The 279-nt window shown below is 64.2% G+C and carries 1 pseudogene; it reads right to left on the bottom strand.

Going from position 1 to position 279, the window contains the following annotated elements:
* Nucleotides 1–87: 87 nt before the first annotated feature.
* Nucleotides 88–279 (bottom strand): annotated as a pseudogene (locus tag SB765_RS29190) (dihydrodipicolinate synthase family protein); the annotation flags it as partial.

Raw genomic sequence — 279 nt, 5'->3', positions numbered from 1 at the left:
CGCTGATTTCCCGCTATTTTGAACCGCCGCAGGAGGAAGAAGGCTTTAACCTGGTGCGCCACGGTTAATGCCTTCTGGCGCGGGATCTTAAGAGAGGTCGAGTGCCGCGAGCACGTCAGCAATCTGCTGGCAATGCGCATTGGAGAGCGGCAGCAGCGGGCGCGGCAGGCAGTCGCGTTCGGTCAGTCCCAGCAGCCCCGCCGCGGCGCTGATCACCCGGAAACTGCCGCCATGCTGGCGGAACAGCGCCCATAATGGCTGCAGGCGATCGGACTGCGC

The sequence above is a fragment of the Pseudomonas sp. SIMBA_067 genome, from assembly GCF_046534675.1.
In the GTDB taxonomy this organism is placed as follows: Bacteria; Pseudomonadota; Gammaproteobacteria; order Pseudomonadales; family Pseudomonadaceae; genus Aquipseudomonas; species Aquipseudomonas putida.
The sequence above is the reverse complement of the archived record's forward strand: the minus strand, read 5'-3'. Positions and strand labels throughout refer to the sequence as shown.